Source organism: Streptomyces winkii, from assembly GCF_032248595.1.
Taxonomy (GTDB): Bacteria; Actinomycetota; Actinomycetes; order Streptomycetales; family Streptomycetaceae; genus Streptomyces; species Streptomyces winkii.
This window is the reverse complement of the sequence record NZ_JASTTH010000001.1, coordinates 122,974-147,267: the sequence shown is the minus strand read 5'-3', so window position 1 is coordinate 147,267 and position 24,294 is coordinate 122,974. Positions and strand designations below refer to the sequence as shown.

Sequence of the window (24,294 nt, the reverse complement as noted above, 5' to 3'; positions counted from 1 at the left end):
ACCTGCCCCTAATCCCATTCCAGGCCGCCGCGACGCCAGTCGTAGGCGTACGCGACGCCGATGAGGGCGACGAAGACCAGCATTTCGGCGAGGCCGAAGATTCCGAGGGAGTCGAAGTGGACCGCCCACGGGTAGAGAAAGACGATTTCGATGTCGAAGACGATGAAGAGCATCGCCGTCAGGTAGTACTTGACCGGGAATCGCCCGCCGCCCGCCGGCTGCGGAGTGGGCTCGATGCCGCACTCGTACGCCTCCAGCTTGGCCCGGTTGTAGCGCTTGGGGCCGATGACCGATGCCGCGACCACCGAGAAGATCGCGAAGGCCGCCGCGATGGCTCCCAGTACAAGGATTGGCGTGTAGGCGTTCACCGCTCCCCGCTCCTTCCAGTCGACCCTGGGGCCCCTCCCTGACCGGTTGGACCGGAGAGGCCGTCGACGCTGACTGCCGGCTGTCCGCCGGGCGAATGTCCCACCTCCATGAAGATCGCTTCTATGTGAGGCAGTTCACAAGCCCTTGCGGGAGGCATCTTATGCCCGGGCCTTGTGATCTGCGACACGGGGTCCCGGTAGGAGTTTGTGATCTCCACCACCCGGTACCGAAACCGCACGTCAGAAGGATGTCGATCTTCAACTGCGAAGGCTCGCAAGGCCTTTCCCGGAACCCGCCGCGAAGTGGCCGTACGGGGAGCGCAGACGCCTTGTCACGGGGTGCGGAAGTGCACCGCCGAATTCCATTCGGAACCCCCGGGACCGATATCCGAACGAGACCCGGGCGCATCACGAACGAGACCCTGCGAGCAGGAGCCGGACCGCACCGCCGCCCGGCGCGGCACGAGTGATCAAGCAGCGGGACGGGAAGCCGGTTCGTGAACGCCGGCACAAACCCTCCACGGCCGGCCACTTCCTTCACGCTTCGCACATCGTCTCCCGCCCCGCCAAAAGGGATGACAGCACCTCAAACACCCATTCATGAACAGACTTGGCAGCGGTCGTGTGACCTATGCCACGCACCTCGTTGGCAGCGCCTGCCACCTTTGCATGTGCCGCGCGGTAACTGATATGCGCGAACGCAATGGGCGCATTACGGACAACTACGTGGTCACAGGGCCGTAGTTGGACGCTCTTCCGTGACCGGATCGAGACCTTGGAAGATCAACAGGGCCTCAACTGGGCGAATACGGGCTGACTGTGGCGCATCGCACCTTCTTTGAACGGATCATCCCGGCCCTGCTATCCATTCCCCATGTCCAGGAACGCTCACGTACCCAGACACCGGAAGCCCCGCAGCAGCAACGTCAACAGGGCGCTGCGCGCAGGGGCGACGGGTGGCGTCTTGGGAGCGGTCGCCCTCACCACGGCGATCTCCCCGGCGTCCTCGGCGGCCGAGAAGGACGAGGCAGCCGACACAGTCGAAACGGCCGCGGTCAGCAACACCGTTGAGGAGTCCACCGCGCAGGCGGCCGACTCGCTCCAGACGAACGCACTCCAGCGCGAGGTGACGCACGCGGAGACAAAGGCCGCCCAGAGCGCACAGGACGCGGCGCAGAAGGCCGAGAAGAAGGCCCAGGCCGCCAAGCGCAAGGCGGAGGCCGCCCGCAAGAAGGCCGCCGAGGCCCGCGCTTCGCGCACCAGCGGGCGCACCGCCCTCTCGGCGGGCAGCGGCAACGTCGCCGGACTCGTCAGCTTCCTCAAGGCCCAGGTGGGCAAGTCCTATGTGCTGGGCGCCAGTGGTCCGTCCGCCTACGACTGCTCAGGACTGACCCAGGCCGCCTTCAAGCAGCTCGGCGTGAGCCTGCCGCGTACGTCGCAGGCGCAGTCGACCGCGGGCACGCCCGTCTCCATGGACTCGCTCCAGCAGGGCGACCTCCTCTACTGGGGCGGCGCGGGCAGCGCGTACCACGTGGGCGTCTACGTCGGTGACGGCAAGTTCATCGGCGCGCAGAACAGCTCCACGGGCGTCGTGGAGAAGCCGCTGGACTACGACCCGCCGACGGGCGCGATCCGCCTCACCTGAGGCCGCCGCCGCACGGCGTACGAAGTCCCGGAAGCCAGAAGCCAGAGCAGCTCGGGGAAGCTCACCGAAACCAGCGAAGGGGCCCGCCGCGGCCGCCGGAACTCCGGCGGCACGGCGGGCCCTTCGCCGTGGATGTCAGCGCTGGGGCACATCCGGGAGCAGGGCGTCCGGGTGGTCGATGAAGATGTTCGTCATGAAGCCGTTGAACTGCGGGACGTGCGCCCACCACGGGTTGCTGAAGCCCTCGGTGTTGACCAGGTCGCCGCGCTGCTGGAAGTCGACGGTGACCTTCGTCGGCCCGTTCAGGGTGTGCACGACGGGCGAGTCCAGCTTGGGCTCGCTGTGCACCTTGACCCCCGTGCCCCACGTCCCGAACTCCCAGCCGCCCGGCTGCGGCTGGCCGGGGCCGGGCTGCGGCGGTGCCCCGCCGTCCACGGCCGCCGCCGTCTGCTGGAGCAACTGACGTGCCTCTCCCTCCGCCTGGTCGTACCTCTCGGGGTAGGCGGAGCGCTGCACGCTCTGCGCGAGGTGCCCGGTGGACTGGTTCTTGTCCTCCTCGTCGGACTTGACGGCCCTCTCGAAGTACGAGCGCGACGCGTGGCTCACGTCCAGGATCTGCTCGGGCGTGCCCCAGCCCTGCGACGGCCGCTGCTGGAAGACGCCGAGAGAGTCGCTGTCGCCGTGGTTGAGGTTGCGCATCCCCGATTCCACGATGCCGGTCTCGAACGCGGACAGCATCACCTTGTCGTTGACCTTCATCTCCCGGCCGACCCGGTAGACGGTCTTTGCTGCTTCGAGGTCGTAGGCCATGGACTTCCCCCTGGTCTGCTGCGGGCTGTTCTCGTGCGAAGCCGCCGCCCCGGCAGGAGCGGACTGCTGCGGTTCCTGTGCGCTCTGCGCGTCCTGCGTGCTCTGCGCGTCCTCGGTGTCCTTGGTGTCCTTCTCGTCCGTGTCCCCGAGGCGGGCCAGCTGCCGCTTGCCCCAGTCACGGATCTCATCGAGGGCCATCGTGCTCCCCTTACGTCGGCCTTCCGGCTGGGCTCAGTTCTGCGGGACTCCGGGCAGGAGGGAGTCCGGGTGATCGATGTAGATGTTCGTCATGAAGCCGTTGAACTGCGGGACGTGCGCCCACCACGGGTTGCTGAACCCGTCGGCGACGACGAGGTCGCCCCGCCGCTGGAAGTCGACGGTGACCTTCGTCGGCCCGTTCAGGGTGTGCACGACCGGCGAGTCCAGCTTGGGCTCGCTGTGAACCTTGACCCCCGTGCCCCACGTCCCGAACTCCCGGCCCCCCGGCTGCGGCTGGCCCGGGGACGGGGCTGGCGCCGGACCGCCCTGCCCGTTGAGGTGCTTCTCGACCTCCTTGCGGAAGCCGTCCATGTCGCCCGGCCAGAACGCCGGGTCGCTCTTCCGCTGGGGCGCCCACTCCTTGTGCCCGATGGCCCGCGACGCCGGCTGGTGCACGTGCTTGAGCAGGGCCGCCACCCCGCGCGGGTACGCGTCGAGCTGCTCGGGGGTCCAGTCCGGGCGGGTGCCCACCGACTCGGCCTCGACGCCGATCATGTACTCGTTGCCCTGGTCCTTGGGCACGCTCTCCCACGGGCCGCCCGTGCCCGCGTGGTACGCGACCCCCGCGGCGATGACGATCCAGGTGCCGTCCCGGGCCAGGCCGAGCTGGGCACGGGGCCCGGGCAGCGAGGAGTCGCCGTCCCTGACGATGTTCAGGCTCGGGTAGTTGCCCTCGGCCGGGCCGGCGGTGTGGTGCAGCAGGATTCCCCGTACGTCACCCATCTCGCCGTGACCACGGCCCTGCCAGCCGTTGTCTTCCTGAACCTTCAGGCCGCCCTGCCTGAGCACATCGGCCAACCACGTCATGTTCGGCATGAGGTGTCCCCCCGTTTCCTTGCTGGCGATCCCAAGGGCCTTACGGTGCGGGGCAGTTGGGCCCCTCACTGGCCCTGTGTCCGTACGTCCCACACTCCCCGGCACGCATTCACACGCCAACCCCGTTCGACCTGGCTCAAAAAGCGCAGGTGGCGACGGGTCCGGCGGACAAGCAGGCTTGACAGCGAAACGGACGGGCGCTGCATCCTGAAGGAGCACGAATCCCGAGGAGCCTCGCCCTCCTCGGGGCCACGGGGGAGAGAAACGAGGTACCGGCCATGCCGATCCGCATCCACTTCGGAGCCGACGACCTGGCGAGGACTCAAGTGGCAAGCGCGCCCGATCCGTTGTGGGAGACGCTGCTCAGCCTGCATCTGCTTCAGGAGCGCGAGGGGAAGACCGTCTTCGGAAGGTGGCGGGAACGCACACGCTCGCGGCTGCCCGTGTCGGTGCGCAACCTCCTCTTCCCGCTCGCGCCGCCCCGCGGCTATTCGCCGGACTTCCTCACCCCGGCCGAGTCCGCCGACGGGCTGGAGGCGGGCCTCGAAGCGCTCCTCTCCACGCCGCGCGAGCGGCTGCGCACCGACATGCGCAGGCTCGCCGCGAGCCGTCACGTCCCGGTGTGGGCGAGGGACGTGGGCCCTCGCGGACTGGAGCGCCTGGCCGACGCCGTCAGCAGCTACCACGAGCTGGCCCTCGCCCCGTACCAGTCGCAGATCCGCGGCCACGTGGAGGCCGATCGCGCGGAGCGCGCCCAGCGCGTGCTGAACGGCGGCGTTCAGGGGCTGCTCGACGGCCTCCATCCGAATCTGAGCTGGCAGCCACCCGTCCTGGAGCTGCGGGGCACCCGCGTGAACCGCGACATGTGTCTGCACGGGCGCGGTCTGCGTCTCGTCCCGTCGTTCTTCTGCCGCCGCAATCCCGTGACGCTGCGCGATCCGGCCCTCCAGCCGGTGCTCGTCTATCCCGTCCAGCACCAGCCGGGTTGGGCCGACGCCCACACCGAGGGACGACGGCAGACGGAGAGCGGGCAGAGCCCGTGCGCGGCGCTGCTCGGCCGGACGCGCGCCGCGGCGCTGGAGGTCGTCGCGTCGGGGTGCACCACCTCGGAACTGGCCCGGCGCCTGAATGTCTCACCGGCCACGGCCACGCACCACACCGCGGTCCTCCGGGACGCGGGGCTCATCACCTCGCACCGCGCGGGCGGCAACGTCCGCCATACGCTGGGGACTCTGGGCTCCGCGCTGCTTCAGAGCGCGGCACCCGCGGACGAAGCGCTGCCGACCGCGTGACGCGGACCGCTCGCCGGTCGAGGCGCGGTGCCGGCGCAAGGCTCCCGTCCGGCTCAGAACTCCGCGCGGAACACGCGGAAGGCGTTCTTGTACCACTCGATCCGGGATCCCAGCCGGTACGAGCGGCGCACCTTGGGGTCGGGGATCTGCTCGTACTGCGCCATGGTGGCGACGTGGTCGCGGTAGCGCAGCGACGGGTTCCAGCGTGCGATGTCCGAGCTGCCGCGTACGGCCGTCCAGAACGGCGGGTAGCGGTACCACCGGCCGAAGAACTTCTTCAGCAGCTGCGTCGACCTGGCCACCCAGGGAGCCGCGCCGTCGAAGACGAGCTCGCCGGAGGTGAAGCGATCGGTGAACCGCCGCAGCAGCTCCCGTAGTTCGTCCTCGTGCAGATACATGATCAGGCCCTCGGCGATGATCAGCACCGGCTTGTCGGCAGGGATCTCGTCCAGCCAGTCGGCGTCGGTCACCGACGAGGCGATCATTCGATAGCCGTCGGCTTCGTCGTAGAGCTTGCGGCGAAGGTCGATGACGTCGGGCAGGTCCACGTCGAACCACCGCACTCCGGCGGGCAGTTCGAGCCGGAAGGCCCGGGTGTCCAGACCGCACGCCAGTTGCAGCACGGTCGCATCAGGGTGGCGCCGCAGGAAGTCGGCGGTCCAGTGGTCGAACTGCTTGGACCGCAGCGCGACGCCGAACCGGCCGCGGGTGGAGCTCGGTTTGTCGAGCCTCTTCCAGTCGTAGTCGATGCGGTCCACGGCCTCGGCGGCGAAGCGGTCGCCGAGGACGGGTTCGGCGTCCTTGGCGTCCGCCGCCCTGAGGAACAGCGTGACGAGCATGGTTTCCTGCACGCCGGTGAAGTCGACCTTCTCAGCCTTCATCGATCACTCCTGCCCGACCGACAGGCCGATCGTGTCGACGAGTTGGCTTCCCCGGGCGCCATCGGCCTCGCACCTACAGTTCGTTCAGAATATTCTGAACGAACTGTAGGTGCGGGTGCGTCGGGCGGCAAGGCGTGCGGACGGCGCTACGCGCGCGGTGCGACCTTGCTGAGGCCGTTGATGACGCGGTCCATCGCGTCGCCGCCCGACGGGTCCGTCAGGTTGGCCAGCATCTTCAGTGCGAAGCGCATCAACAGCGGGTGGGACAGGCCGCGTTCGGTCGCCACCTTCATCACCTTCGGGTTGCCGATGAGCTTCACGAAGGCCCGGCCCAGCGTGTAGTAGCCGCCGTAGGTCTCCTTGAGGATCTTCGGGTAGCGGCGCAGGGCCAGTTCGCGCTGTGCCGGGGTGGCGCGTGCCTGCGCCTGGACGATGGTCTCGGCCGCGATCACGGCCGACTCCATGGCGTACGCGATGCCTTCGCCGTTGAACGGGTTCACCAGGCCGCCCGCGTCACCGACCAGCAGCAGGCCCCGCGTGTAGTGCGGCTGCCGGTTGAAGGCCATGGGGAGCGCGGCGCCGCGGATCGGGCCCGTCATGTTCTCGGGGGTGTAGCCCCACTCCTCCGGCATGGAGGCCGTCCACGCCTTGAGGATCTCGCGCCAGTCGAGCTCCTTGAAGTCGTCCGAGGTGTTGAGGACCCCCAGGCCGACGTTGCTGGTGCCGTCGCCCATCCCGAACACCCAGCCGTAGCCCGGCAGCAGGCGGTCCTGCGCGCCGCGGCGGTCCCACAGCTCCAGCCAGGACTCCAGGTAGTCGTCGTCGTGGCGGGGCGAGGTGAAGTACGTGCGGACGGCCACGCCCATCGGGCGGTCCTCGCGCCTGTGCAGGCCCATCTTCAGGGAGAGGCGCGTGGAGTTGCCGTCGGCGGCGACGACGAGCGGGGCGTGGAAGGTGACCGGGGTCTTCTCCTCGCCGAGCTTCGCGTGGACGCCGGTGATGCGGCCGCCGGCGTCGAGGATCGGCTCGCCGACGTTGCAGCGCTCGTACATGCGGGCCCCGGCCTTCTCGGCCTGCCGGGCCAGCTGCTCGTCGAAGTCGTCGCGCTTGCGGACGAGTCCGTAGTCGGGATAGCTGGCCAGCTCGGGCCAGTCGAGTTCGAGACGCTGGCCGCCGCCGATGATCCGCAGGCCCCTGTTGCGCAGCCAGCCGGCCTCCTCGGAGATGTCGATGCCCATGGCGACGAGCTGCTTCGCGGCGCGCGGCGTGAGGCCGTCGCCGCACACCTTCTCGCGGGGGAAGGCGGTCTTCTCCAGCAGCAGTACGTCCAGGCCGCTGCGGGCCAGATGGTAGGCGGTGGTGGCCCCGGCGGGGCCGGCACCTACGACGATCACATCGGCGGTCCGCTCGGAGGTGACGGTGTCAGTCACTAGGACTCCCGCAAAGGCTGGGTACTGGGCAGTTGCAGTCTAAGAGGACCGCATGGCGCGCACGGTCTCGGCCCGGGCCTGGGGCCGGTGGCGGCAGCGAGCGCGGCGGCCAAGGTGACCACGAGATCTCCGGTGTCTGGTTCTTCTTGGTCGATGAACCAGACACCGGAGACCTCGCTACTTCCCGCTCAGGACGCGCCGCCGCAATCAACGCACTTCGAACCACGCCCTAGCCGTCCACACGGGACCAGAATGCGGTCAGGGCGCGCGCCGCCGGGTGCGGGTCGGTCACCGGCCACCAGTGCCCGGCATTGGCGAGTTCGGCGATCTCGGCACCGGCTGCCTCGCCTGCGGACCGGTGCTGCGCAGGCGTACCACTGGCTTGTTCGGCGTCCGCGAGGGCGATCAGGGCCAGGCCGGGCCGCTGTTGCGCCTTCGCGAGGCCTCGGCCCGCGTCGGCCATCACCGGCTGGACGGCCGACCGCAGAAGCGAGAGCACTGCCCGCCCCATGCCCTCGTCCATCCCGGCGGCCACGCGCTCCGCTGCCGGGCCGGTCATTCCGAGCGCGCCGACGACCTCCAGCCGCTGCGCCAGCGTGCCGCCGAAGAGTTCCTTCACCGAGGCCTCGCCTGCCCCTTCCTGTTGCCACACCTGGGCCCGCGGGTGCCAGACATAGTCCGGGGCGAAGAGGCCGAGTGCGTCCGATGCCCAACTGCGGATCAGATCCGGACGTGTCATCGCGATCTGGGCGACGTGCGCGCCACCCCAGTCGTGGCCGACGAGGTCGACGGGTTCCCGGAACTGCTCCAGCCGCGCGGCGAGCCAATCGCGGTAGCCCTCGACGGTGGCGGAGAAGTCGTTCGACGCGGGCACCCCGAAGCCGGGCGGGGACAGCGACACCGCGTCGTCCCGGCCGAGCGCGGCGATCAGCGGTCCCCACACGCCGGCGCTCTCCGGATTGCCGTGCACGAGTACCAGAGGAACAGGCATTTCTCGCTCCTTATTTGCGTGCATGTATGCAAGTAACTGTAGCAGCGGCCGGTGCGGGAGACCACTGCCGGAAGTTACGGCGTGACGGAGAACGCCGCGCGTACCGAGCGCGTCGCCTCCCGGATGAGGGTGGGGACGTTGCGCACCGGAGGCTGGGCGATGAGTTGCAGGCCGGTCCCGCGGACCAGGGCGACGATCAGCACGGCGGCCGCGGCCGGGTTCGCGTCGGGCCGGATGGACCCGTCGGCGACGCCCTGGCGGACCACGTCCGCCAGGAACTGCCGGAAGTCGGCGTCCCGGCGCGCGAACAGCGGAGCCAGCACGGGGTCGGCCGCGATCGCCTCGCCCCACAGTTGCAGGAACGCGCGCGCCGACGGTGTCCGCCGCACGACGTTGCGCAGGTACGCCTCGATGATCCGCACCAGGTGGTCCAGGCCGTCCCCCTGGCAGGCCGGGACGTCGAACCGCTGCGCCTCGTCGACCACGGCTTCCAGCAGCCGTTCCCGGCTGCCGAAATGGTGGTAGACGATGCCGCGGCTGTACCCGGCGGCTTCCCCGACCTCGGCGAGCGTGACGGCTCGGGACCCGCTGCGCGCGATGAGCGCCATCGCCGCGTCCAGCACGCGCCGTTCGGTCTCGGCGCGGCGTTGCTCCTGCGTTCGCCTGGCCGGCCGATCGGTCATGCGTCACACCCCCTGGCCGGCCTCGTGGTCAACGAAGTGTGCCATGGCGTCCTCCCGTAGGCGGGACACGGCCTAGTCGCGTACGCCGCGGTGCAGCGCCACCACTCCACCCGTCAGGTTCCGCCAGGCCACCTTCGCCCAGCCGGCCTGCTGAAGGCGGCGGGCGAGCGCGGGCTGGTCGGGCCAGGCGCGGATGGACTCGGCGAGGTAGACGTACGCGTCGGGGCTGGAGGAGACGGCTCTCGCGACCGGCGGCAGCGCCCGCATCAGGTACTCGGTGTAGACGGTGCGGAACGGCGCCCAGACGGGGTGGCTGAACTCGCAGATGACGACGCGCCCGCCCGGCGCGGTGACGCGGTGCATCTCCCGCAGGGCCTCGTCCGTGTCGTGCACGTTGCGCAGGCCGAAGGAGATGGTCACGGCGTCGAACGCACCGTCGCGGAACGGCAGTCGGGTCGCGTCGCCCGCGGTGAAGGGCATCCACGGATGCCGCTTCCTGCCCTCCGCGAGCATTCCCGTACTGAAGTCGCACGGCACGGTGTACGCGCCCGCCGCGGCGAACGGCTGGGACGAGGTGCCCGTGCCGGCGGCGAGGTCGAGCACGCGCTCGCCCGGCCGCGCGTCGACGGCGCGGGCGACGGCCCGCCGCCACAGCCGCGTCTGCCCCAGCGAGAGCACGTCGTTGGTGAGGTCGTACCGCGCGGCGACGTCGTCGAACATCGCGGCGACTTCGTGCGGCTGCTTGTCCAGGGAGGCGCGGGTCACTCCCCCATTGTGTCCCGCCCCTCACGGCGCACCACTACGGGGTCGCCCCGCGCCACGACCGCACCCGAACAAACCGTCGCCCTCCGCACCGGCGGGACGCACCGCATGCTCCGCACCACCGCGAACACCCGGACGGCGCCGAGGAGTTCGGACACCCGGCAAGGCTGCCGAGCAGGAACGGCAGCCGCGGGCCTCCGGTGGGCCCGCAATCGCGCTGTGCGCGTGGGCTCCGTGGGCAGGCCCGCCCGGCAGGGGCTACTTCGCCTCGATGAGGTTGAGCTCCGGGTGCGCGCTGCCGCCCGCGATCGCCGTCGACGAGAAGTGCGAGACGACGCGGTCGTCGGAGGGGTCGTCCGCCGGGTCCTCGTGCACGACCAGGTGCTCGTACGTCGTGCTCCGCTGCGCCGGAACCCGGTCGGCCGCGCGGATGAGTTCGAGGAGCTCCGTCCGGTTCGAGCGGTGCTTCGCGCCCGCCGAGGAGACCACGTTCTCCTCCAGCATCACCGAGCCGAGGTCGTCGGCGCCGTAGTGGAGGGAGAGCTGGCCGACCTCCTTGCCCGTGGTGAGCCAGGAGCCCTGGATGTGCGCGACGTTGTCGAAGAAGAGCCGCGCGATGGCGATCATGCGCAGGTACTCGAAGAGGGTCGCCTGCGTCTGGCCCTTCAGATGGTTGTTCTCCGGCTGGTACGTGTACGGGATGAACGCGCGGAAGCCGCCCGTGCGGTCCTGCACCTCGCGGATCATCCGCAGGTGCTCGATCCGCTCGGCGTTGGTCTCGCCGGTCCCCATCAGCATCGTCGACGTGGATTCCACGCCGAGGTTGTGCGCCGTCTCCATGATCTCCAGCCAGCGCTCGCCCGACTCCTTGAGCGGCGCGATGGCCTTGCGCGCCCGCGCCGGGAGCAGCTCCGCGCCCGCGCCGGCGAATGAGTCGAGCCCGGCGGCGTGGATACGGCGGATCGCCTCCTCGGGCGTCACGCCGGAGATCTTCGCCATGTGCTCGACCTCGGACGCGCCCAGCGAGTGGATCACCAGCTCCGGGAAGCGCTCCCTGATCGCGGCGAAGTGCTCCTCGTAGTACTCGACGCCGTAGTCAGGGTGGTGGCCGCCCTGGAACATGATCTGGGTGCCGCCCAGTTCGACCGTCTCGGCGCAGCGGCGCAGGATGTCGTCGAGGTCGCGCGTCCATACGTCGTCGCTCTTCGGCGAGGCGTAGAAGGCGCAGAACTTGCAGGCGGTCACACACGAGTTGGTGTAGTTGATGTTCCGCTCGATGATGTACGTCGCGATGTGCTCCGTACCCTCGTAGCGCTTGCGCCGGGCGGCGTCGGCCGCCGCGCCCAGGGCGTGCAGCGGTGCCGAGCGGTACAGGTCGAGCGCTTCCTCGGGGGTGATGCGGACGCCCTCGGCAGCACGGTCGAGAACGGCCTGACGGTCGGTGGTTTCGGACACCGGGGCGTCCCTCCGGAGGTGGCTGGCGGCTTTTCCCTTGCCCGGCCAGCGTACGCCAGCCCCCTGGGGCGCCCTCGGCCCGCGCCCCCGGGGGAGCGTGCGGGCCCGCTCAGCCCTCGCCGGGTTCGTGCAGCAGGTCGACCCGTACGTCCGCCGGATAGTCGCCGGAGGCGGCGGTGCGGCGCACGAACTCGGCGACGCCCTGCAACTGGCGGCGGCCCAGCCGGAAGTCGAGCGTGGTGAAGTACCGCTCCAGCACGGGGGGTTCGAAGACCTCCCAGCGCGCCGCATGCTCCGCGACCTTGGCGACCTCCTCCAGCGCGAGGTCGATGGAGGAGAGGAAGGCGCGGTGCACGTCGTCGACCGTGCCGGGATGGCGGGCCAGATAGTCGCGGCGCACGGCCCACACCGCCATCACGAACGGCAGGCCCGTCCACTCCTTCCACAGCTGGCCCAGGTCGTGGACCTCGAGGCCCGGCTCGGGAAGGTTCCGCAGATACGCGCGCAGCCCGACGTCGCCGATGACGACGGCGGCGTCGGCCTCGCGCATCATCCGCTCCAGGTCGGGCTCGCACGTGAAGTAGTCGGGGCGCACACCGAACCGCTCGTCGAGCAGCAGCCGGGCCAGCCGTACGGATGTGCGCGACGTGGAGCCCAGCGCGACCCTCGCGCCGTCGAGCCTGTCCAGCGGCACACGCGAGACGATCTCGCACGACATCACCGGGCCGTCGCAGCCGACGGCGATATCCGGAAGGGCGACGAGCTGATCGGCATTCCTGAGGAATTCGACGAGGGTGACGGGCCCTATATCCAGATCGCCGTTCACCAACTGGTCGCTCAGCTTTTCCGGGGTGTCCCTCGTGAGCTCCAGATCCAGGAGGGAGCCGGTGTGAACCAAACCCCAGTAGAGCGGCAGGCAGTTGAGGAACTGGATGTGCCCCACACGCGGGCGGGAGCTGGGAACCCTCGGAAACTCAGTCACACACCGGAGCGTACGCCGCAGGCGCGGGCGGCCCGTCACAGCCCCGCCCCGTGGGAACGCGGGCCGGTTCCCGGCGAGCGGCCGGGAGCGAAACCGAGCAGCGCACGACCGAGATCGTCTGCTCTTCCGCCTCGCGCGGCACCGTGCTACGCTCGCTCGCAAGTTGCAGTTTGGTTTCCTTGCAGTACCTGAGCCTGCGGAGCATGTGACCGCGGGCTCTCGTCGTTTTCAGAGACTTCTTAGCGGGGTTCTGGGAGCAGGGCGACCCTTATAGGCCCAAGGAGGGCTTATGGCTACCGGAACCGTCAAGTGGTTCAACGCTGAAAAGGGCTTTGGCTTCATCGCCCAGGACGGCGGCGGTCCCGATGTCTTCGTCCACTACTCCGCGATCAACGCGACTGGCTTCCGCTCCCTGGAGGAGAACCAGCTCGTGAGCTTCGACGTGACCCAGGGTCCGAAGGGGCCGCAGGCGGAGAACGTCACCCCTCAGTGACCTGAGTCGCACCACCCAAGGAGCCCCTGCCGGACACCGGCGGGGGCTCCTGCCGTGTGCGGCACGGCGCGCACGGCCGGGCGCTCAGGAGCGCTCGTAACCGCCGATGGCGGCGACCTTCTCCGCGGACGCGGAGCGTTCGTCGAAGCGCTGGCCGAGCCATTCGTCGACGAGCGTGCGGGCCAGCTCCAGCCCGATCACGCGCTGCCCGAAGCAGAGCACCTGGGCGTTGTTGCTGAGCACCGAGCGGCGCACCGAGTAGCTGTCGTGAGCCGTGACGGCGCGTATGCCGGGGACCTTGTTGGCGCTGATGGCCACGCCCAGGCCCGTGCCGCACACGAGCAGCGCGCGGTCGGCCCGTCCTTCGGCGACGCGTCGGGCGGCCTCCACGGCGACGTGCGGGTAGGCGACGTGCTCGCCGGTACCGACTCCGACGTCCCAGACCTCGGCCACCCGCGGGTCGGCGGCGAGGTCGCGCTTGAGGGCCTCCTTGTAGTCGAGGCCCGCGTCGTCGCAGCCGACGACGACGCGCAGCGGTCCGTGGTCCGGCTGCGGGGCGGCCGTGGTGGTGTCCATGTGACGTGCTCCTTCGTGACTGCGCTGCCGTGACTGCGCGGCCTTGACTGCGCTGCCTTGACTGCGCTGCGGCGGTCTTCAGCCGCGGCAGGACGTGGTGGTCGTACGGGGGCGTGACGGTCGGGGCGGCGCGTACGGCGACGGCGTACGGGAGACGGCCGGTGCGGGCCGGATCACGGCGTCGGGCCGCCCACCGGAGAGTCCACCGGGACGTCGACGGCTCGCGCTCCGGACCCGGCGCCCGCTCCGGCGTCGAGGACGGCACTGAGCGCCGCGGCCAGCGAGACCGCGCCGGGGTCGGGCGTTCCGACGCTGCGTTCGGCGAGCGGGCGTGCCCTGCCCACGCGCGGACGCAGCCGTGAGGTCGCCTCGGCCGCCCTGCGCGCCTCGTCCACGGCGGACGCGAACGCCTCGGCGACGGGCGCGCCCGTGCCTATCGCCTCCCTGAAGGCGGCGGCGAACGGCGCGAGCGCGTCGACGAGCGTCTTGTCGCCCGGGGCCGCGTTCCCGAGCCGCGTGACAGCGGCGAGCGCCGACTCGGCCGCCGCCGCCAACTCGTCCCGGCCGGGCGCCCGTTCGGCGGGAAGGTCCCGTCCCAGCGCGCGCAGCCCGGCGCCCCACAGCGCGCCCGAGGTGCCGCCGGCCTCGGCGGCCCAGGCGTCACCGGCAGCGGCGAACAGGGCCGCGGGCGCGGCGCGTTCGGCATGGGCGCGCTCGGCGGCCGCGAGCGCCGCGTCGACGCCCTTGCACATGCCGCGCCCGTGGTCGCCGTCGCCCGCCACCGCGTCGAGCCTGCCGAGCTCCGCTTCCTGGTCGTGGAGCACGGTGTGCGCGGCGCGCAGTGCCCGTACCGCTGCGGCGGAGGTTTCCTCGGCGCCGCCGCTCGCGGTGGGAAGGGGTGCCGAGGCGCCGGCGGATCGGGGTCGCGGCGCCGTGTGCGCCCGCCCCGGCGCGGCACCGGCACCGGAGGCGTTCGCCTGCACTGCGCCGCGGCGAAAGGCCGGGGTGTCCGCCGGCGCCAGCCACAGCCGCTCCAGTTCGTCGTCGAGCCAGGTGAGCGTGAGCGAGCAGCCGGCCATGTCGAGACTGGTGACCAGCTCGCCGACCTCCGGGCGTACGGGCCGGAGTCCGGCCTCGGCCAGCAGCCGGGACACCGAGCCCCACAGCACGTACAGCTCCTCGTACTTGGTCGAGCCGAGGCCGTTGAGGACGACGGCGACCCTGCCGTCGGCCCCGCGGCCCTCCGCCTCCTGCCGCTCCGCCAGCAGGCCGTCGACGAGCGTGTGCGCCAGCTCCTCCGCGGTCGTCAACTCGCCCTCGCTGACGCCGGGTTCACCGTGTATGCCCAGGCCGAGGCCGAGCTTTCCGCCGGGCACGGCGAACAGCGGGGCCTCCGCTCCGGGCAGGGTGCAGCCGTCGAAGGCCACGCCGAGCGTGCGGGTGCGGGCGTCGGTGCGCTCCGCGATCCGTACGACCTCCTCCAGGCCGGCGCCCTCCTCGGCGGCGGCGGACGCGGTCTTGAAGACGACGAAGCCGCCGGCGATGCCGCGCCGCAGCGAGCGGTCGGCGGCCGGGGCGCTGGCGATGTCGTCGGTGACGGCGTAGCACCGCGCCGGGACGCCCTCGTCCGTCAACTGCTGTGCCGCGAGGCCGAAGTTGAGCACGTCGCCCGCGTAGTTCCCGAACAGGAAGAGGACGCCCGCGCCGCTCTGCGCCTCGACGGCCACCGAGTGCGCCTGCGCGGCCGACGGCGAGGTGAAGACGTTCCCCACGACCGAGCCGTCGGCGAAGCCGGGCCCCACGACGCCGCAGAACGCCGGGTAGTGGCCGGAGCCCCCGCCCGTGAGGACGGCGACCTTTCCGTGCGGGGGCGGTGCGGCCCGTACGACTCCGCCCGGAACCGCCCGTACGTGCTCGGGGTGTGCCGCGGCGAACCCGGCCACCATGTCGTCGGCGAAACGCGCCGGATCGTTGAACAGCCTGGTCATGTCGCACTCCAGCCTTCGCGGGCGGCGGCGAGGCCACGCAGATAGGAGGCGTAGCCGGCCGCGTAGAAATCGACGGCCTCGGGTTCCGGCGTGACGGTCCGGCGCCGGGCGCGCCACTGCTCGGCGTCGATCGGTTCGCCGAGCGCTTCCCAGCAGATCTGTGCCGCGCCGCGGATGCCGACGGCCTCGTCGCACACGTGCAGATCGGTGCCGAGGACGCCGGCGAAGATGCGGGCCCACTCCGCGGAACGCGCCCCGCCGCCGCAGGCGGTGACCGCTCCGGACGCACCCAGGGTCTCCATGCAGTGCCGGGCCGAGTAGGCGACCGACTCGCACAGGGCGCGTACGAGGTCGGCCCGCCGGGTCCTCGGCGTGAGCCCGTCCAGCCGGCCGCGGGCGCGGGCGTCCACGAACGGAGCCCGCTCGCCGCTCTCGGAGAGGAACGGCAGCGCCGTCACCCCGCCGGAGCCGCGGGGCGAGGCGGCGAGCAGCGAGTCCAGCTCCGCCACGTCCACGCCGAGGAGCCCGAGGAGCCAGTCGAGTCCGGCCGTCCCGATCATCGCGGGCATGACGCGCAGATAGCGGCCCGCACGCGGGGTGGCCAGCAGCATGCCGGCGGGGTCCTCGCGTACGGGTGGCACCGGGTCGTCGGTGAGGACCTGGCTGGCGAGGGTGGTCCCGATGATGAGGCTGCCCTCGCCGGGCGCGGCGATCCCGGAGCCGAAGCCGCACGCCGGGATGTCGAACGGGCCCGCCGACACGGGGAGTCCGGCGGGCAGCCCGAGCTCGCGCGCGATGCCGGGCAGCAGGCTGAACAGGGCGCCGGGCGGCGCGGGTTCGGCGAGGAGCCCGCGGTGGGCGCTGAGCCCGCACAGCTCCAGGGCGGTCGCGTCGTACGTACGGGAGGCGATGTCGAGGAACGGCAGCGAGGCGTCGGACGCGTCGACGGTGATCTCGCCGGTGAAGCGCTGCACGATCGCGTCGACGCAGTAGCCCGCGACGGCGGCGCGGGAGAGCCGGTCCGGCTCGTGCTCCGCGAAGTGGGCGAGGAGAGGGGCGGCGCAGCCCGGGAACATCCCCGCTCCGGTGCGTTCGTGGACCTTCCGGAAGACGCCGTCGGCCGTCCACTTCTCCAGCACGGGGGCCGCCCGGCCGTCCATCCAGGAGACGGCGGGGCCGACCGGCCGGGCCTCCTCGTCGCGCAGCCAGAGCCCGTCGCCCTGGCCGGTGAGGGCGAGGGCCTCCACCGGTTCGCCGGGGCGGAATCCGGCGGCTTCGGCGACGGACTCGCGTACGACCGTGATCACCGTGCCCACGACCTCGTCCAGGTCCTGCTCGACGCGCTGCCCCGGCAGGGTGCGGACCGTGCTGCGGGCCACGTGCGGACGTGTCGTGCTTCCGTCGCGGCCTATCAACTGGGCCTTGGTGAGCGAGGTTCCGACGTCCACTCCGACGATCACGGCCGGACACCTCCCGCGTTCGCGGTCGCCGCGGACGCCACCGAGGGGTTCGCCACGTAGCGCAGGGGCTCGCCGCGCAGGAACCGGGCGGCCTCCCCCGCGCTGATGGCGGCGGCGCGGTGTGCGGTCTGCCTCGTGGCACCCGCGAGGTGGGGCGTGGTGACGACCCGCCCGCCCCAGCCGTTCGCCTCGTGCAACGGCCAGTCGGCGGGCGGCGGTTCGATGTCGTAGACGTCGAGCGCGAGCGCGCCGAGCCGGCCGGAGGCGAGCAGATCCGGCAGCGGCGCGTAGTCCAGGAGCCCGCCGCGGGCGGAGTTGACCAGCACGGCGCCCTCGGGGAGCAACCGCAGGTTGTCCGCGTCGAGCAGGTGCCGCGTCTCCGGCGTGAGCCGGGCGTGGAGGCTCACGAGGGAACTGCGCCGGAGCAGCTCTTCGAGTTCGACGAGTTCGACCCCGTCGGCCGCGGCCCGCTCCCGGTCGGTGTACGGGTCGGCGACGAGGACGTGGGCGCCGAAGGCGCGCAGCACGCGGGCGACGATCGAGCCGATCGCCCCGTAGCCGACGAGGCCGGCGACCGAACCGTCCAGTTCCAGGCCCGCGTTGTCGTACGCGTAGTAGTCGCCGCGCCACACGCCCTGCTTCAACTCGGCGTCGGCGGCGGGGATCCGGCGCAGCGCGGCCAGCATCAGGCCGACGGCGAACTCGGCGGCGGCCGCGGCGTTGCGGCCCGGTGCGTAGCTGACCGTCACGCCCGCCTCGGTGGCCGCCGCCAGGTCCACGTTGACCGGACCGCCGCGGCAGACGCTTATCAGCCGCAGCGCGGGCGCGGCCCCGATGACCTTCGCCGTGAAGGGCGCCATCTGCGTCAGCGCGATCTCCGCGTCCCCGAGCGCGTCGAGCAGTTCCTCCTCGGTGCCGCTGGCCTCGTCGACTCCGCCGTCGGGGCCGCCGACCGGTCCGAAGGGCTCGACGGGCCAGGGCGAGCGGAGAGTGCGGAAGTCGAGGGGGAGGCCGGGGGCGGCGTCGCGCAGGGCGTCCGTGAAGAGCTCCGGCGCGACGAACGCGTCACCCGCTGCCAGGACCCGGGTCATGGCCGGTCACCTTCCTTCCGTCCCTCTTGGCTCTGGGCTCCTCCGGCTTCCCCGGCCGTCGCGCCCCTGGTGAGCTGCTCGGTGAGATAGCCGCTCACGGCCGCGTGCTCGGGGGCGGCGAAGGCGGCCCCGGCGAGCGCGTCCTCGGCGGGCGCGTAGCGCGGATTCGGTATCGCGACCACCGTCATTCCGGCCGCGGCTGCGGCCCGCAGCCCGTTGCTGGAGTCCTCCACGGCAAGGCAGTCGTGTGCCGGAACGCCCAGCCTCCGTGCGGCGGCGAGGTAGACGTCCGGGCTCGGTTTGCCGCGCGGGACCTCGGCGCTGGAGACGGTGGCCTTGAAGTGGTGGTCGATCCCGTGCCGTACGAGTACGGCGTCGATGACGCGGCGCGGCGCGGAGGAGGCGAGCGCCACGGGGGCCAGCGCGGCCGCCTCGCTCACCATCTCCCGGGCGCCGGGCAGCAGTTCGATGCGGCCTTCTTCGAGGGCGCTGATCATGCCGTCCACCACCGTTCTCTCGGTGTCCTCCGCGGTGTCTCCGCCGCCCGCGAACTCGGTGAGGAAGGCCGCCCACTCCGGTGCGCTCATGCCCTGGCAGCTTCTGGTCTGCTCGGGCCCCCACCGCACGCCTCGTGCCGAGGCGAACGAGGTCCACAGCTCCTCCCAGAGATGCTCACTCTCGACGAGCACCCCGTCCATGTCGAATACCACTGCTGCGGCCACGGCCGACACTCCTTAACGTCGCGGTGGCAGCAAATTAACACTCGTCCTGTTACATGTCACCAGTAGAGTGTTAGAGCCGACGGGTAAGGGGATGCGATACGTACCGGCCGGCACGACGGCGAGCACGCACGAGGCAGGATGGTCCGCATGACCGCCCAGGGAGCACGCGCCACACGCCGTCAGCGACAGCAGACGATCATCGACCACGTCCTGGCCCACGGCGACGCCAGCGTCGCCTCGCTCACCGAGCTGACCGGGGTCAGCCTGATGACCGTCCACCGCGACATCGCGGACCTGGCCGACCAGGGCATCCTGCGCAAGTACCACGGCGGCGTCTCCGCGCAGCCCTCGACGGTCTTCGAGTCCAGCTCCGACTTCCGGCTGCACTCGCACACGCGGGCAAAGGAGGCGCTGGCTCGCGAGGCGCTCTCGTTCGTCACCCCCGGCATGTCGCTGATGCTGGACGACTCGACGACCGCGCTCGCGCTGGCCAGGCTGCTTCCGCAGGTCGGGCCGCTGACCGTGGTCACCAACTACCGGCTGATCCTGGAGGAGTTGCGCGGCGCCGAGGACGTCCGGCTCATCTGCATCGGCGGCGAGTACTCGCGTACGCACGACTCCTGGATCGGTCTGCCGGCCCTGGAGATGATCGGCGGCTTCTCCGTGGACGTCACGGTGCTCTCCACCTCCGCGATGACCGCGACGATGACGTTCCACCAGGAGCAGGAGATCGTCGCCGTCAAGCGCGCGATGCGGGAGGCGGCCGCGATGAGCGTGCTGCTGATGGACCACAGCAAGGTGGGACGCAGCGCGCTCCACCGGCTCGCGGGGGTCGACTCGTTCGACCATGTGCTGCTCACCGGACCCGAGGACGACGAGGAGCTGCTCACCGCGATGGGCAAGCTGACCGACGTACGGGTCGTGGACGGCCGCTAGCCCCTGCCCGAGGCCGCGTCCTCCGGGAGGAACAGGCCGTGCCTCACAGAAATCATCGTTAGTTTTAACATCGCTATTGATATTTTTCTCGCCCCGACTGAGGATCTGCGGCATCAACGTGTGAACCTCAGGTTGGAGGCCGTGATGCCGGGACGTGCTGCGGAATCCCCCGCGACCGCGGGGACGGGACACGGGCGGGGAGGGCTGCTGGAACGCATCGGCCTGCCGAAGTCCCTGCTGCTGGGATACGCCGGGGTACTGCTGTTCATGATCGGCGACGGCGTCGAGAGCGGGTACATCGCGCCGTACATGGCCGACCACGGCGCGGGGACGGACGTGAGGGCCGGCTATGTGATGACCGTCTACGGCGTCACGGTCATGCTGGCCTCCTGGTTCTCCGGCGCGCTCGCGGAGGTGTGGGGCCCGCGCAGGGTGATGTGGATCGGCCTGGGCATCTGGGCCGTCTTCGACGTGCTCTACCTGGTGGCCGCCCTGGGCGCCGAGAGCTACCCGATGATGCTGGTCTTCTACGGGATCAGGGGCTTCGGCTATCCGCTCTTCGCCTTCGGCTTCCTCGTGTGGATCACCGACACGGCGCCCAAGGCCCGGCTGGGCACCGCGGTCGGCTGGTTCTACTTCGCCTTCACCGGCGGGCTGCCCACGCTGGGGTCGCTCTGGGCGAGCCTGACGATCCCGCCGCTCGGGCAGCTCGGCACCCTGTGGTCCGCACTCGGGCTCATCGTGGCCGGCGGTCTGATCTCCCTGGTCGGGGCGCGTGCCCGGGCGGGCGGCGACAGGCTGGCGCCGCCCGAGCTGACCACGGCGCAGAGCCTGGCGAACAGCGTCTCCATCGTGAAGACCCATCCACGCGTCGTGGTGGGGTGCGTGGTGCGGATCATCAACACCGCGCCGGAGTTCGGCATGCTGGTCTACCTGCCGCGGATCTTCTCCGACGACGTGGGCTTCGGCACCGACAAGTGGCTTCAGCTGCTCGCGATCATCTACGGCACGAACATCTTCTTCAACCTCATCTTCGGGGCGCTCTCCGACAAGATCGGCTGGCGTACGACGATCGCGGGGTTCGGCGCACTCGGGTGTGCGATCAGCGTGAGCGTCCTGTACTTCGTACCGACGTGGCTCGGCCCCGACTACTACTGGGTGGCCGTGCTGGCCGGGATGCTCTACGGGGCGACGCTCGCCGGCTTCGTACCGATCTCGGCGCTCATCCCGTCGATGGCCCCGGAGAACAAGGGCGGCGCCATGGCACTGCTCAACCTCGGGGCGGGCGGCGCGGCGTTCGTCGGGCCCGCGCTGGCGAGCCTGTTCTTCCCGCTGGCCGGAGCCGCGGGGGTGACGATCGTCTTCGCGGCGCTGTATCTGGTGGCGCTCGCGCTGACCTTCGTCCTCAAGCTCCCGGAGGAGACGGGCAGTACGCCCTCCGGTGACGCCGAGGGCCCCGGCACGGCAGGAGGTACGGAGCGGGCGCCGGTCGCCACCGCTGCGCCCGCGAGCGGGAGTTAGGGGCGCGGGGCGGTACGGGGCCCGGGTGCGGGGGCCGGGCGGGACCCCGCAGCCGGGCCTAGCCGGGCCTCGCCGGGCCTCGTCCGGCCTGCTCGCGGGCCTTCTCGCACGCTGCCGCGATTGGCCGCAATTGGTCCGGCATGTGGGGAAGTTGCCCTGCTCAGGGTCTATACGTGTGTGCTAAAAGTGAATCTGTCCGGGGGCAAATTGTGGCCGCCGCAGTACCGTCTGTCAGTGAACCGGGGTAAGGGGACCATCGGGATCGCTCGGAGCACGGGAGCTGCTCATGCTGACCACATGCCCGCACTGCGGCACCAGATCGCCGGCCTCGTCCGACGCATGCGCAGGGTGCGGCCGCGCCCTGTATCCGCTCACGGCACCTCCGCCGCCGCCACCGTTCAAGCTCCGCACCAGGACCAACTACGTCCGGCTGGGGATCACTTTGGGCGTCGTGGGTCTCCTCGTCGGCGCCGGTACGTCCTCGGGCATGCTGATGAACCGCGACGACGCGCGCGACGACCGCGCCGACCACCAGGTCTCGCAGTACAAGATGGTCGACACCGGGGCCTCTCCCGAGGCGTCTCCGACCACCGAGGCCGCCAAGCCGAAGCTCAAGAAGAAGAAAAAGGCGGAGTCGCCGACTCCCACTCCCACCCCGAGCAAGCCGTCCACCAGCGCACCCGCCGAACCCGAACCCCCCAAACCGTCCCACACCGGGCTGCCAGCCGGATTCCACACCGTGATGGACCAGGCGGGCTTCTCCCTCGCCGTGATGGAGGGCTGGCAGCGCAGGGAGGTCAGCCCGACCCAGATCGGCTACCTGCCGCCGACCGGTGACGAGTACCTGCACATCAGCCAGGTGGCCAGCGCGCCCAAGTCCTCCTTCATCAACTTCATGGAGCTGGAGCAGGGGATGCAGCAGTCGGACAACGGCTACTCGCGGATCCGGCTGAAGCACAACAACTTCCACGGACACCCGGGAGCGCGCTGGGAGTTCAACTACACGCCTGAGGGCGGCGAGACGATGCGCGTCGTGGAACAGGCGTACATCGACGACAACGGCACCGAGTTCTCGATCTACTTCGAGGCTCGCGAGCGGCTCTGGGACGCCGAGAAGGACCTGGTCTTCAGAACTGCGCTCAAAACCTGGAAGCAGCCCGGGGAAGCGTAGGACGGGTGAGGGCAGGACAGCCGGCCGAAGGGAGCAGGTGCAAGCCCTCACGGTCAGGGGCGGTTGACCGTTCCCCCTGGTCAACCGCCCCTGACGTTCCGCCGCCGTGCGAGCGCGCAACAGCGCCCGCACGGCCGCCCGTTCAGCCGGAAGCTACTTCAGCGTGCCGCAGTTCGAGCCGCTGTTGAAGTACTCCTCGTCGCCGATGACGCCGCTCCACTCGATGCAGTGCCCCGAGCCCTCGTCCACATAGACCGGACCGGCGTACGTGGTGAACTCGCCCTCTTCGACGACCGGTTCGGTCTCCTGGTCGTCGAGAAGCACGCGGACGGAGGCCGACATGTGGACCGGGTCGCCCTTCTCGTTGCGCACGGTCACGACGCAGTTCTTGCCGGTGCTGCGGTTGTAGGTCAGGAAGACGGTGCCCAGGTCGGCGATCCCGGCGGAGTTCACCACCGAGTATCCGGCGCCGCACTCCCCGTTGTAGGCCGCCCTCGGCGCGGCGGCACTCGCCGCGGCGCCGGAGGCCGTCGCCGCCGAGGCGGTGCCCGCGGTGGCGATCAGGCCCGTACCCGCGACGAACACGGCTGCGGCCGCCAGAGCGGCACTCTTCGAACGCATAACTGTTCCCCCAGTCATGGTCAATGACTTGCTCGGTCGATGATCGGTCGAACGGGATCGGCAGCCTCCGCCGATCCACCAGAAGAGACCGGCGAACCGGTGCGGGGGTTGTACACGGATCCCGTCCGGACTGACGTGCAGTCAGTGGCGGGGACGGACGGACGTCGTCCGCGTTGCGTCACTGACTGAGACATAAGTCAGCAGCGCAACACCGGTCTACCATTGCATCTCCGGCGACCTTGGAACGCGGGTGTTGCGTTTTCCTCAACGCGTCTCGTACGGTGACCCGCATGCAGCACGAGCCGGGAAGCAGCGTCGCCGACACAGTCGGCGACGTCTCCGCGCGCGTACGGGAGGTGATCGGCCAAGCCGGTTGCAGCCAGCGGGAGTTCGCGCGGCGGATCGTCATGGATCCGTCGAAGCTGAACCGTTCCCTCGGAGGCAGCCGCCGCTTCACCGTCGCCGAACTGGCGCGCATCGCGGACGCCGGAAGCGTCGACGCCGCGTGGCTGCTCGGCACTGGCACGGGCTCCGGTGCCGGATCCGGCTCGGGCACGGGCGTGGCCAAGGGCGCAGGCGCGGCCGGAAACGCGCGCTCCGGCGTGGAGCGCCACTCCACTGCGGAGGCACCCCAGGGCGGCCGCGCACTCCAGATCGTCCGCGAGACGGTGCGCCTCATCGCCGAGCGAGGCTTCCACGCCGTCCGCGTCGCCGACATAGCCGAGGCCTGCGAGACCAGCAGCGCCGCCATCCACTACCACTTCCCCGGCCGCGCCGAGCTGCTCGAAGCCGCCGTGCGCTGGTGCATGGACGAGGACACCGCGCGCCGCGCCGCCCGCATAGCCGAGGCGCACGACGCCGCCGACGAACTGCGCCAGCTGATCGAGCTCCAGATCCCGCGGAACGCGCAGCAGCGCCGGCAGTGGCTGGTCTGGCTCGACATGTGGGCGGAAGCGGCCCGTTCCACGGCCGTCGGCCGGCTGCACGCCGACTACTACAGGCAGTGGCGTACGACGGTCGCCGATGTGATCCGGCGCGGCATCCGCCAGGGCGTCTTCCGCGAGGTCGACCCGGAGTCCGCCGCCCTCCATCTCACCGCTCTCATCGACGGCCTGGCCGCGCAGGCGCTCGCGACGACGCCCGGCGGGCGTGCGGCCGCTCCCCTCGCCGACCGCGGTGATCACGACACCGACACCATGCGGACCGTGCTCCTCGCCCACGTCGCAACGGAGCTCGCCGCGAAGCCCGCCGCCCCGGGGCCGGCGCCGCAACCCGCCTCGGAACCCGCCCGGTAGCCGGGCCCGGCACGAGCGGTGTGCCGGGCGCCCCGGGAAAACCCGTC

The 24,294-nt window shown here is 71.0% G+C and carries 23 protein-coding genes; 7 read left to right on the top strand and 16 right to left on the bottom strand.

Going from position 1 to position 24,294, the window contains the following annotated elements; genetic code table 11:
- Positions 1 to 8: 8 nt before the first annotated feature.
- Positions 9 to 368: an NADH-quinone oxidoreductase subunit A gene (locus tag QQM67_RS00685; RefSeq protein WP_055488006.1), complete on the bottom strand. Its 360-nt coding sequence runs from the start codon at positions 366 to 368 to the stop codon at positions 9 to 11.
- An 874-nt stretch (positions 369 to 1,242) separates the two neighbouring features.
- Between QQM67_RS00685 and QQM67_RS00680 the strand changes: the two genes are divergently transcribed.
- Entirely contained in the window at positions 1,243 to 2,013 is a 771-nt protein-coding gene (locus QQM67_RS00680; protein ID WP_314171438.1) for a C40 family peptidase, read from the top strand.
- 135 nt (positions 2,014 to 2,148) lie between these two features.
- Here QQM67_RS00680 and QQM67_RS00675 read toward each other — a convergent pair whose 3' ends face one another.
- Together QQM67_RS00675 and QQM67_RS00670 are read right to left on the bottom strand one after the other, a co-directional pair.
- Positions 2,149 to 3,021, bottom strand: a complete 873-nt coding sequence (locus QQM67_RS00675; RefSeq protein WP_314171437.1) for a hypothetical protein — start codon at positions 3,019 to 3,021, stop codon at positions 2,149 to 2,151.
- Between the two features lie 33 nt (positions 3,022 to 3,054).
- Positions 3,055 to 3,897: a peptidoglycan recognition protein family protein gene (locus tag QQM67_RS00670; protein WP_314171436.1), complete on the bottom strand. Its 843-nt coding sequence runs from the start codon at positions 3,895 to 3,897 to the stop codon at positions 3,055 to 3,057.
- 278 nt (positions 3,898 to 4,175) lie between these two features.
- On the opposite strand from QQM67_RS00670, the gene QQM67_RS00665 reads away from it, so the two are divergent.
- A complete protein-coding gene (locus tag QQM67_RS00665; RefSeq protein WP_314171435.1) occupies positions 4,176 to 5,189 on the top strand; it encodes an ArsR/SmtB family transcription factor in 1,014 nt (337 codons plus the stop codon).
- Positions 5,190 to 5,242: 53 nt separating this feature from the next.
- Here QQM67_RS00665 and QQM67_RS00660 read toward each other — a convergent pair whose 3' ends face one another.
- The 7 genes from QQM67_RS00660 to QQM67_RS00630 form a co-directional block, all read right to left on the bottom strand.
- On the bottom strand, positions 5,243 to 6,070 hold the full coding sequence (locus QQM67_RS00660) for a class I SAM-dependent methyltransferase (RefSeq protein WP_314171434.1): 828 nt from the start codon (positions 6,068 to 6,070) through the stop codon (positions 5,243 to 5,245).
- Between the two features lie 146 nt (positions 6,071 to 6,216).
- A complete protein-coding gene (locus QQM67_RS00655) occupies positions 6,217 to 7,500 on the bottom strand; it encodes a geranylgeranyl reductase family protein (RefSeq protein WP_314171433.1) in 1,284 nt (427 codons plus the stop codon).
- Positions 7,501 to 7,729: 229 nt separating this feature from the next.
- Complete coding sequence (locus QQM67_RS00650) at positions 7,730 to 8,491, bottom strand: alpha/beta hydrolase (protein ID WP_314171432.1); 762 nt, start codon at positions 8,489 to 8,491, stop codon at positions 7,730 to 7,732.
- Positions 8,492 to 8,565: 74 nt separating this feature from the next.
- Positions 8,566 to 9,174: a TetR/AcrR family transcriptional regulator gene (locus tag QQM67_RS00645; protein WP_314171431.1), complete on the bottom strand. Its 609-nt coding sequence runs from the start codon at positions 9,172 to 9,174 to the stop codon at positions 8,566 to 8,568.
- Positions 9,175 to 9,246: 72 nt separating this feature from the next.
- On the bottom strand, positions 9,247 to 9,939 hold the full coding sequence (locus QQM67_RS00640) for a demethylmenaquinone methyltransferase (protein WP_314171430.1): 693 nt from the start codon (positions 9,937 to 9,939) through the stop codon (positions 9,247 to 9,249).
- Between the two features lie 255 nt (positions 9,940 to 10,194).
- On the bottom strand, positions 10,195 to 11,391 hold the full coding sequence (mqnC, locus tag QQM67_RS00635; protein WP_314171429.1) for a cyclic dehypoxanthinyl futalosine synthase: 1,197 nt from the start codon (positions 11,389 to 11,391) through the stop codon (positions 10,195 to 10,197).
- 109 nt (positions 11,392 to 11,500) lie between these two features.
- Positions 11,501 to 12,373, bottom strand: coding sequence for a menaquinone biosynthetic enzyme MqnA/MqnD family protein (locus QQM67_RS00630; RefSeq protein ID WP_314171428.1), 873 nt, complete (start codon positions 12,371 to 12,373; stop codon positions 11,501 to 11,503).
- A 289-nt stretch (positions 12,374 to 12,662) separates the two neighbouring features.
- Here QQM67_RS00630 and QQM67_RS00625 point away from each other — a divergent pair, with 289 nt between their 5' ends.
- Positions 12,663 to 12,866, top strand: a complete 204-nt coding sequence (locus QQM67_RS00625) for a cold-shock protein (protein WP_028432886.1) — start codon at positions 12,663 to 12,665, stop codon at positions 12,864 to 12,866.
- An 84-nt stretch (positions 12,867 to 12,950) separates the two neighbouring features.
- Here the strand turns inward: QQM67_RS00625 and QQM67_RS00620 are convergent, their stop codons facing one another.
- From QQM67_RS00620 to QQM67_RS00600, 5 genes are all read right to left on the bottom strand, one after another.
- Positions 12,951 to 13,442 (bottom strand): ribose-5-phosphate isomerase, encoded by a 492-nt coding sequence (locus tag QQM67_RS00620; protein ID WP_314171427.1) that lies wholly within the window; start codon positions 13,440 to 13,442, stop codon positions 12,951 to 12,953.
- Positions 13,443 to 13,615: 173 nt separating this feature from the next.
- Positions 13,616 to 15,430, bottom strand: coding sequence for a dihydroxyacetone kinase family protein (locus tag QQM67_RS00615; RefSeq protein WP_314171426.1), 1,815 nt, complete (start codon positions 15,428 to 15,430; stop codon positions 13,616 to 13,618).
- Positions 15,427 to 16,890, bottom strand: a complete 1,464-nt coding sequence (locus tag QQM67_RS00610) for an FGGY-family carbohydrate kinase (RefSeq protein ID WP_314171425.1) — start codon at positions 16,888 to 16,890, stop codon at positions 15,427 to 15,429. Before QQM67_RS00610 ends, QQM67_RS00615 begins: the two co-directional genes overlap by 4 nt.
- On the bottom strand, positions 16,887 to 17,981 hold the full coding sequence (locus tag QQM67_RS00605) for an NAD(P)-dependent oxidoreductase (RefSeq protein ID WP_314171424.1): 1,095 nt from the start codon (positions 17,979 to 17,981) through the stop codon (positions 16,887 to 16,889). Before QQM67_RS00605 ends, QQM67_RS00610 begins: the two co-directional genes overlap by 4 nt.
- Positions 17,978 to 18,703, bottom strand: a complete 726-nt coding sequence (locus QQM67_RS00600) for an HAD family hydrolase (protein ID WP_314171423.1) — start codon at positions 18,701 to 18,703, stop codon at positions 17,978 to 17,980. The genes QQM67_RS00605 and QQM67_RS00600 overlap by 4 nt, the downstream gene beginning before the upstream one ends.
- Positions 18,704 to 18,850: 147 nt before the next feature.
- On the opposite strand from QQM67_RS00600, the gene QQM67_RS00595 reads away from it, so the two are divergent.
- The 3 genes from QQM67_RS00595 to QQM67_RS00585 all read left to right on the top strand — a co-directional run bounded on the left by QQM67_RS00595 (position 18,851) and on the right by QQM67_RS00585 (position 22,331).
- On the top strand, positions 18,851 to 19,639 hold the full coding sequence (locus tag QQM67_RS00595) for a DeoR/GlpR family DNA-binding transcription regulator (RefSeq protein WP_314171422.1): 789 nt from the start codon (positions 18,851 to 18,853) through the stop codon (positions 19,637 to 19,639).
- A gap of 144 nt (positions 19,640 to 19,783) precedes the next feature.
- Entirely contained in the window at positions 19,784 to 21,160 is a 1,377-nt protein-coding gene (locus QQM67_RS00590; protein ID WP_314171421.1) for an MFS transporter, read from the top strand.
- A 286-nt stretch (positions 21,161 to 21,446) separates the two neighbouring features.
- Entirely contained in the window at positions 21,447 to 22,331 is an 885-nt protein-coding gene (locus tag QQM67_RS00585; RefSeq protein ID WP_314171420.1) for a hypothetical protein, read from the top strand.
- A gap of 153 nt (positions 22,332 to 22,484) precedes the next feature.
- Here the strand turns inward: QQM67_RS00585 and QQM67_RS00580 are convergent, their stop codons facing one another.
- Positions 22,485 to 22,952 (bottom strand): spore-associated protein A, encoded by a 468-nt coding sequence (locus tag QQM67_RS00580; RefSeq protein ID WP_314171419.1) that lies wholly within the window; start codon positions 22,950 to 22,952, stop codon positions 22,485 to 22,487.
- Between the two features lie 290 nt (positions 22,953 to 23,242).
- On the opposite strand from QQM67_RS00580, the gene QQM67_RS00575 reads away from it, so the two are divergent.
- Complete coding sequence (locus QQM67_RS00575) at positions 23,243 to 24,247, top strand: TetR/AcrR family transcriptional regulator (RefSeq protein WP_314171418.1); 1,005 nt, start codon at positions 23,243 to 23,245, stop codon at positions 24,245 to 24,247.
- Positions 24,248 to 24,294: the final 47 nt, after the last annotated feature.

What these genes read in the sequence shown, in the direction of transcription:
- QQM67_RS00620 (WP_314171427.1), bottom strand. Translation starts at nt 13,442, where the DNA reads ATGGACACCACCACGGCCGCCCCGCAGCCGGACCACGGACCGCTGCGC.
- QQM67_RS00645 (WP_314171431.1), bottom strand. Translation starts at nt 9,174, where the DNA reads ATGACCGATCGGCCGGCCAGGCGAACGCAGGAGCAACGCCGCGCCGAG.
- QQM67_RS00625 (WP_028432886.1), top strand. Translation starts at nt 12,663, where the DNA reads ATGGCTACCGGAACCGTCAAGTGGTTCAACGCTGAAAAGGGCTTTGGC.
- QQM67_RS00660 (WP_314171434.1), bottom strand. Translation starts at nt 6,070, where the DNA reads ATGAAGGCTGAGAAGGTCGACTTCACCGGCGTGCAGGAAACCATGCTC.
- QQM67_RS00675 (WP_314171437.1), bottom strand. Translation starts at nt 3,021, where the DNA reads ATGGCCCTCGATGAGATCCGTGACTGGGGCAAGCGGCAGCTGGCCCGC.
- QQM67_RS00670 (WP_314171436.1), bottom strand. Translation starts at nt 3,897, where the DNA reads ATGCCGAACATGACGTGGTTGGCCGATGTGCTCAGGCAGGGCGGCCTG.
- QQM67_RS00665 (WP_314171435.1), top strand. Translation starts at nt 4,176, where the DNA reads ATGCCGATCCGCATCCACTTCGGAGCCGACGACCTGGCGAGGACTCAA.
- QQM67_RS00595 (WP_314171422.1), top strand. Translation starts at nt 18,851, where the DNA reads ATGACCGCCCAGGGAGCACGCGCCACACGCCGTCAGCGACAGCAGACG.
- QQM67_RS00650 (WP_314171432.1), bottom strand. Translation starts at nt 8,491, where the DNA reads ATGCCTGTTCCTCTGGTACTCGTGCACGGCAATCCGGAGAGCGCCGGC.
- QQM67_RS00615 (WP_314171426.1), bottom strand. Translation starts at nt 15,430, where the DNA reads ATGACCAGGCTGTTCAACGATCCGGCGCGTTTCGCCGACGACATGGTG.
- QQM67_RS00680 (WP_314171438.1), top strand. Translation starts at nt 1,243, where the DNA reads ATGTCCAGGAACGCTCACGTACCCAGACACCGGAAGCCCCGCAGCAGC.
- QQM67_RS00605 (WP_314171424.1), bottom strand. Translation starts at nt 17,981, where the DNA reads ATGACCCGGGTCCTGGCAGCGGGTGACGCGTTCGTCGCGCCGGAGCTC.
- QQM67_RS00575 (WP_314171418.1), top strand. Translation starts at nt 23,243, where the DNA reads ATGCAGCACGAGCCGGGAAGCAGCGTCGCCGACACAGTCGGCGACGTC.
- QQM67_RS00585 (WP_314171420.1), top strand. Translation starts at nt 21,447, where the DNA reads ATGCTGACCACATGCCCGCACTGCGGCACCAGATCGCCGGCCTCGTCC.
- QQM67_RS00580 (WP_314171419.1), bottom strand. Translation starts at nt 22,952, where the DNA reads ATGCGTTCGAAGAGTGCCGCTCTGGCGGCCGCAGCCGTGTTCGTCGCG.
- QQM67_RS00590 (WP_314171421.1), top strand. Translation starts at nt 19,784, where the DNA reads ATGCCGGGACGTGCTGCGGAATCCCCCGCGACCGCGGGGACGGGACAC.